At 69.2% G+C, this 7047-nt stretch carries 6 protein-coding genes; 5 read left to right on the forward strand and 1 reads right to left on the reverse strand.

Annotated elements, in window-relative coordinates; translation table 11 throughout:
• Positions 1–11: 11 nt before the first annotated feature.
• Positions 12–530 (reverse strand): DinB family protein, encoded by a 519-nt coding sequence (locus JHN63_RS44835; protein ID WP_200690889.1) that lies wholly within the window; start codon positions 528–530, stop codon positions 12–14.
• Between the two features lie 50 nt (positions 531–580).
• On the opposite strand from JHN63_RS44835, the gene JHN63_RS44840 reads away from it, so the two are divergent.
• The 5 genes from JHN63_RS44840 to JHN63_RS44860 all read left to right on the forward strand — a co-directional run bounded on the left by JHN63_RS44840 (position 581) and on the right by JHN63_RS44860 (position 7039).
• The gene (locus JHN63_RS44840) at positions 581–1396 is read left to right on the forward strand and encodes a class I SAM-dependent methyltransferase (RefSeq protein ID WP_200690890.1); all 816 of its coding nucleotides are present in this window, start codon (positions 581–583) and stop codon (positions 1394–1396) included.
• A gap of 686 nt (positions 1397–2082) precedes the next feature.
• Entirely contained in the window at positions 2083–2856 is a 774-nt protein-coding gene (locus JHN63_RS44845) for an isoprenyl transferase (protein WP_200690891.1), read from the forward strand.
• A 310-nt stretch (positions 2857–3166) separates the two neighbouring features.
• Positions 3167–4492 (forward strand): PhoH family protein, encoded by a 1326-nt coding sequence (locus tag JHN63_RS44850; RefSeq protein WP_200690892.1) that lies wholly within the window; start codon positions 3167–3169, stop codon positions 4490–4492.
• Positions 4493–4873: 381 nt separating this feature from the next.
• Positions 4874–5590, forward strand: a complete 717-nt coding sequence (locus JHN63_RS44855; protein ID WP_200690893.1) for a transglycosylase SLT domain-containing protein — start codon at positions 4874–4876, stop codon at positions 5588–5590.
• A gap of 138 nt (positions 5591–5728) precedes the next feature.
• A complete protein-coding gene (locus tag JHN63_RS44860) occupies positions 5729–7039 on the forward strand; it encodes an AI-2E family transporter (RefSeq protein WP_200690894.1) in 1311 nt (436 codons plus the stop codon).
• Positions 7040–7047 lie beyond the last annotated feature (8 nt).

Raw genomic sequence — 7047 nt, forward strand, 5'->3', positions numbered from 1 at the left:
CCCCCGGGGCCCTACACCGCCGAAGCCCGATGATCCCCCGCCGCCCCGTCGATCAGCTCCCGCACGATGTCCATGTGCCCCGCATGTCTCGCCGTCTCCGCGATCAGATGGGCCAGCACCCAGCGCAGCGACACGGAGTGCTTGCGCCACGCCGGGTGGCCGAGCGCGTCCAGCGGCAGCTCCGTGATCACCTGGTCCGCGGCGGTGCGGGCGCGGCCGTAGAAGGCGATGATCCGTTCTGTCGTCTCGTCCGGGCCCGCGGTCATGTCCTCGTCCGTGTAAGGGTCGAACCACAGGGGCTCCACCTCGCGGCCGAAGCTCTCCACGAACCAGCCGTACTCCACCGACGCCAGATGCTTCACCAGCCCGAGCAGGTTCGTGCCCGAGGGGGTCATCGGGCGTCTGGCCTGCTCCTCGTCCAGGCCCTCCAGCTTCCACAGGACCGCGTCCCGGACCCGGTCCAGGCTTCTGTGCAGGGTCGCCTTCTCGCTCTCTTGGTACAGCGCGTCCGTGTCTCCGTCGTTGGCCATGCTTCCGAAATTAGCAGCGGCCACTGACATCACCCTGCGACCATCGCCCCATGGACAACAGCGGGAGCAGCACGGCGAGTACGGGCGGCACGCGCGGTTTCGACGACCTCGTCGCGGAGGGCGTCGCCGTCCCCACCGAGGGGTGGGACTTCTCCTGGTTCGAGGGCCGGGCCACCGAGGCGCGCCCCTCCTGGGGTTACGCGCGTTCCGCCGGTGACCGGCTGTGCCGCGCGACCACCGCGCTGGACGTCCAGACCGGGGGCGGGGAGGTCTTCGACTTCGCCCTGAGCCGGGCCGCCGCGCAGCCCCCGATGCTCGTCGCCGCCACCGAGGGCTGGCCGCCGAACGTCGCCCGGGCCACCGCGCTGCTCCGCTCCCGCGGCGTCGTCGTGGTCGCCGCGCCCGAGGACGCCCCGCTGCCCTTCGCCGACGCGGCCTTCGACCTGGTCCTCAGCCGTCACCCGGTCCGCGCCCACTGGCCGGAGATCGCCCGCGTCCTGCGCCCGGGCGGCACGTACTTCGCCCAGCACGTCGGCCCCCGCAGCGCCTTCGAGCTCGTCGAGTACTTCCTCGGGACGCAGCCGGAGAGCGTGAGCGGCGCCCGAGACCCCGAACTCGAGCGGGCCGGCGCCGAGGCCGCGGGCCTGGAGATCGTCGGCCTGCGCGCCGAGCGGCTGCGCATGGAGTTCCACGACATCGCGGCCGTCGTCCACTTCCTCCGCAAGGTGATCTGGATGGTCCCCGACTTCACGGTCGAGGCCTACGAGCCCCAACTCCGCGCCCTGCACGAGCAGATCGAGACCACGGGCCCGTTCGTGACCTACAGCACCCGCCACCTCTTCGACGTCCGCAAACCGACCGGCTGAGCTCCGCCGTGAGCCGCACCGGGGGGCCTCACACCACAGCCCCCAAATGTGCACGGGTTTTCCACATCGTTATCGAGATCGACTCGCGCCCCGCCCCTGGCCTCACGTAAGTTCAGACCAAGGTAATTCGCGTGAGCAAAGCCGCGCGGTCGGCACCGCGCGGTGGAGGGGGCCGCGCGGTGCCCTGCCCCGTCAAGCGGACGTTCGCTGACGGCGTCACCCCTGAGAGCGACACACCGCGGGTCGGCGGAAAACCTCCACGTTCTCCTCGGGATCCGCTGTGAATCGGCCATGATCAGGGCCGGAATCAGGGCTTCTGCACCCCCTGACGCGTCGTCGGACGGTTTCGGAGAGTAGTTGTGGAGCGCCGATGCACGCAGCATCACTTACGAAGGGTTATGGTGGAAACCCCCCCCTCGGGCCGGTCCGTATCCCCCCCACGGACCGGCCCGATTTTTTGTGCCCGTTTCCACGCCCGGTTCCGTCCCTGCTCCCGTGCCTGTGCCGTGCCCGCTCCCGCGCCTGCTCCTCCGCGCCCGCTCCTCCGTGCGCGAACGACATCGCGAGGACCGGTTCCGACCTTCGTGCCGAACCGGGATGAGCCCAGACACCCCTTGGGGAATCGGTGTCACGGCGGGGGTAGGCTTCGCAGCCGGGGACGCCATCCACGGAGGGGCTGACAACACGTGAACGTGCGCGACACCCTGCGCCGCCTGCTGGTCAGGTTCTACGCACGCAGGGTGGGAGGCCATCTCGACCACGCATCGGTGCCCAAGCACATCGGCGTCATCATGGACGGCAACCGGCGCTGGGCGAAGGCCGCCGGCTCCACCACCGTCCAGGGACACCAGGCCGGCGGCGACAAGATCGAGGAGTTCCTCGGCTGGTGCAGCGAGACGGACGTCGAGGTCGTCACCCTGTGGCTGCTGTCGACGGACAACTTCGACCGCCCCCAGGACGAACTCGGCCCGCTGCTCGGCATCATCGAGAACGTCGTCACTTCCCTCGCCGCGGACGGCCGCTGGCGCGTGCACCACGTCGGCACCCTCGACCTGCTGCCCTCGGGGATGCAGTCCGCCCTCAAGGAGGCGGAGGAGTCCACCGCGCACATCGACGGGATACTGGTCAACGTCGCCATCGGCTACGGCGGCCGCCAGGAGATCGCCGACGCGGTCCGCTCGATGATCCTGGACGCCGCCGACAAGGGCACCTCCATGGAGGAGCTCGCCGACCACGTGGACGTCGACCTCATCGGCAAGCACCTCTACACGGGCGCACAGCCCGACCCCGATCTGGTGATCCGCACCAGCGGCGAGCAGCGGCTGTCCGGATTCATGCTCTGGCAGACGGCCCACTCCGAGTACTACTTCTGCGAAGTCTTCTGGCCGGCCTTCCGCAAGGTCGACTTCCTGCGCGCGATGCGTGACTACGCCGCGCGACACCGGCGTTACGGCGGATGACGGACAAGGCGCCCCGACTACCCCGTTTGGTGCACAAGTAACAAGGAGTTCACCAGGGCGTCGTCATATGCCGTGGCATGGCGGCGCATGTTCGAGGGCATAAGCCAAGCAGGTCGACGCCCGAACCACGGGTGTCGTATCTCAGCGGACGGCACGGGGCCGTCCGCCCGGGAGGCCCTTTGCACCAGTTCGACCGTGCGGTCAGTACGGGCGAGACGGAGGGCCGGTCTCCGGCCCGCGCATCGCGGCCTGGACCGGTCCAGCTCCTCTCCGTCGCTCCCCGACCTCTTCCGAGGGGGTACGTCCTTCCGTGGTGACCAGCACAAAGCGCCGTATGCCTGACCGGCGCACCTATGTTCTCGACACCAGCGTTCTGCTGGCCGACCCGAACGCACTGAACCGCTTCGACGAGCACGAAGTCGTGCTGCCGATCGTCGTGGTCACAGAGCTGGAGGCCAAGCGGCACCATCCCGAACTCGGCTACTTCGCCCGCCAGGCCCTGCGCCTGCTGGACGAGTTCCGGGTCCGGCACGGTCGCCTCGACGCCCCCATCCCGATCGGGGAACTCGGCGGAACCGTCCGGGTCGAGCTCAACCACTCGGACCCCAGCGTGCTGCCCAGCGGCTATCGCCTGGGGGACAACGACTCCCGCATCCTCGCGGTCGCCCGCAATCTGCAGGCCGAGGGGTACGACGTCACCGTCGTGTCGAAGGACCTTCCGCTCAGGATCAAGGCCTCGTCCGTCGGGCTCCTCGCCGAGGAGTACCGCGCGGAACTGGCCATCACGGGCTCCTCCGGCTGGACCGGAATGTCCGAACTGACCCTGACCGGCGAACAGGTGGACATCCTCTTCGAGGAAGGCCACATCTACGTCCCGGAGGCCGCCGACTTCCCCGTCCACACCGGTCTGACGATCCAGTCCGAGCGCGGCAAGGCGCTCGGCCGGGTCACCGCCGACGGCAACGTCCGGCTGGTGCGCGGCGACCGGGAGGCGTTCGGCATCAAGGGCCGCAGCGCGGAGCAGCGCATCGCGCTGGATCTGCTGCTCGACCCGGACATCGGGATCCTGTCGATGGGAGGCCGGGCCGGCACCGGCAAGTCCGCGCTCGCGCTCTGCGCGGGCCTGGAGGCGGTCCTGGAGCGCCGCCAGCACAAGAAGGTGATGGTCTTCCGCCCGCTGTACGCGGTGGGCGGACAGGAGTTGGGTTATCTGCCCGGCTCCGAGGCCGACAAGATGGGCCCCTGGGCCCAGGCGGTCTTCGACACGCTGTCCGCGGTCACCAGCCGCGAGGTCATCGAGGAGGTCACCGCCCGCGGGATGCTGGAGGTCCTGCCGCTCACCCACATCCGCGGCCGCTCGCTGCACGACGCGTTCGTGATCGTGGACGAGGCACAGTCCCTGGAGCGGAACGTCCTGCTGACCGTCCTGTCCCGCATCGGCGCCAACTCACGGGTGGTCCTCACCCATGACGTGGCGCAGCGGGACAACCTGAGGGTCGGCCGCTACGACGGTGTCGTCGCCGTCGTGGAGAAGCTGAAGGGGCATCCGCTCTTCGCGCATGTGACCCTCACGAGGTCCGAGAGGTCCCAGATCGCGGCGCTTGTGACCGAAATGCTGGAGGACGGCCAAATCTGAGGCAGTTACGGCCAGTTGGCGCCGTCCCGCGAAGCCGAAGAGCTTAGCGGGGCGGCGCTTCGGCGTCCCGGGCTTTCTCCAAATCCCAGGAGGCAAACGGGATGTGAGCTTTCACACGCAACTCAGAATTGCCACTCGGCGTCCGGTTACGGCAGAGTCTCGTTCCTGTCAGGCCCCGCATACGACACACGTGTACCCCCAGCGGTACGCACCACTTGAGCATCACAGCCAACTCCACAGCGAAGTCGTATGCCGCCCGCTCTTCACGCGGCGCTCCCCGAGCGGGAGTTGCCCACCGGGCCCGTGCCTCCCGTGACCCCGCAGTTGGGAGGCCAGCGTTCAGGGGCACGATTGCGTCCGCCAGGGTCACCGAAGCGGGCGATGCTGGAAGGAAACCGTGTGAGCCGGATTTCGGTCCGGGGATTCGCAGTGGCTTCGGCCACCGCGGTCACCGCCGTCGGAAGCGTCGTAGGCGTTGCCTCGGGCAGCGTCGCACAGGCGCAGAACAATGACGCCGAGACGACGGCAGCCGACACCACGCTCCTGGCGGACATCCCCACGGGCCAGCAGGCCCAGGTGCAGACCGCTTCCTTGACGCAGCAGGCCGACGCCCAGGCGATCCAGGCCGACGCGAGCGCCAAGAAGGACGCGGAGGAGTCGGCCCGCCTGGCCGCCGCCAAGACCGCCGTCGCCAAGAAGGCGGCTGCCGAGAAGGCGGAGAAGGCTGCCAAGGAGAAGGCCGAGGCCAAGGCCGCGGCTGCGAAGGCGGGTTCGTCCTCGTCGAGCTTCCCCGTGCAGAGCTCCTACACGGTCGCGCAGATCCAGTCGATGGCCGCCTCCATGGTGCCCAGCGGCCAGTTCCAGTGCTTCAGCAACATCGTGGACCACGAGTCCAGCTGGAACTACCGCGCGGTCAACGCCTCTTCCGGCGCCTACGGCCTCTTCCAGGCCCTGCCCGGTTCCAAGATGTCGTCCGTCGGCTCCGACTGGCAGACGAACCCCGCCACCCAGATCAAGTGGGGCCTCAACTACATGGACAGCCGCTACGGCAGCCCGTGCGAGGCCTGGTCGTTCTGGCAGGCGAACAACTGGTACTAGGTCGGACGCCCGTTCCGGGCCGCTCAACCTCCGAAGGCCCCTCCCCGTCATAGGGGGAGGGGCCTTCGCCCTGTACGGTCGGACACGCAGCGACTCCTGGGGGGAGTAGTGGGGCAAGACGGGGGAAGAGGACAATTCATGTCGCGAGTACCAGGATGGCTCGGCAAGGTCGGCGCCGGACTGAGCGAGATGGGGGAGCGGTTGGACGAGCGGCGCGCCGAGGTGGCGAAGGAACACGCGGAGGCCGCGCCCGAACCCGAACAGCCCGACGACCAGCAACCCGCCCGACCCTCGCAGCCCCCCGCACCGGTACCCGTCGTCATCGCCCGTGACCGCCCCGAGCCGGCGCTCGCCGTGCCCTGGGGAGTGCGGGTCGCCGCCGAGGCGGGCTGGCGGCTGCTGATCCTGGCCGGCACGGTCTGGGTGCTGATGCGCGTCATCAGCGCCGTCCAACTGGTGGTCCTGGCCTTCGTCGCCGCACTCCTGATCACGGCCCTGCTCCAGCCGACGGTGACCCGCCTCATCCGCTACGGCTTCCCGCGCGGGGTGGCCACGGCGCTCACGGCGATCCTCGGGTTCGTCGTGATGGGCCTGATCGGCTGGTTCGTGACCTGGCAGGTCATGGCGAACATCGACAACCTCTCCGACCAGGTCCAGAACGGCGTCGACGATCTGCGCAACTGGCTGCTCAAGGGCCCGTTCCACGTCACCGAGAAGCAGATCAACCAGATCGCCAAGAACCTCCGCGAGGCCATCGGCGCCAACACCGACCAGATCACCTCGGCCGGCCTGGAGGGCGTCCAGGTGATCGTGGAAGCCCTCACCGGAATCCTCCTGACGGTCTTCTCCACCCTCTTCCTCCTCTACGACGGCCCGCGCATCTGGCAGTGGTCGCTGAAGCTGGTGCCCGCGGCGGCCCGGCCGGCGATGGCGGGCGCGGGGCCGCGCGCCTGGCGCACGCTGACGGCCTACGTCCGCGGCACGGTGATAGTGGCGTTCATCGACGCGGTCTGCATCGGCGTCGGCATCTACTTCCTCGGCGTACCGATGGCCGTGCCGCTGGCCGTGTTCATCTTCCTGTTCTCGTTCATCCCGCTGGTCGGCGCGGTGGCCTCCGGCGCGCTGGCGGTCGTCGTCGCGCTGGTCACCCAGGGCGTGTTCACGGCCCTGATGACGCTGGCGGTGGTCCTCGCGGTCCAGCAGATCGAGGGCCACATCCTCCAGCCCTTCATCCTGGGCCGCGCGGTCCGGGTGCACCCCCTCGCGGTGGTCCTCTCGGTCGCCGCGGGTGGGATGGTCGCGGGCATCGGCGGGGCGGTGGTGGCCGTGCCGTTGGTCGCGGTGCTCAACACGGTGGTGGGTTACCTGAAGTCGTACTCCCAGGAACCGGTGTCGCCGCAGTCCCCGAAGCCGAGGGGCGCGACAGCGATCGAACCGTCGGACCAGTAGAAGAATTT

This window comes from Streptomyces sp. MBT65 (genome assembly GCF_016612545.1).
Lineage (GTDB): Bacteria > Actinomycetota > Actinomycetes > Streptomycetales > Streptomycetaceae > Streptomyces.

Excerpts from the sequence above, each read along its gene's own strand:
- JHN63_RS44855 (WP_200690893.1), top strand. The coding sequence starts at position 4,874 with ATGCTGGAAGGAAACCGTGTGAGCCGGATTTCGGTCCGGGGATTCGCA.
- JHN63_RS44840 (WP_200690890.1), top strand. The coding sequence starts at position 581 with ATGGACAACAGCGGGAGCAGCACGGCGAGTACGGGCGGCACGCGCGGT.
- JHN63_RS44860 (WP_200690894.1), top strand. The coding sequence starts at position 5,729 with ATGTCGCGAGTACCAGGATGGCTCGGCAAGGTCGGCGCCGGACTGAGC.
- JHN63_RS44835 (WP_200690889.1), bottom strand. The coding sequence starts at position 530 with ATGGCCAACGACGGAGACACGGACGCGCTGTACCAAGAGAGCGAGAAG.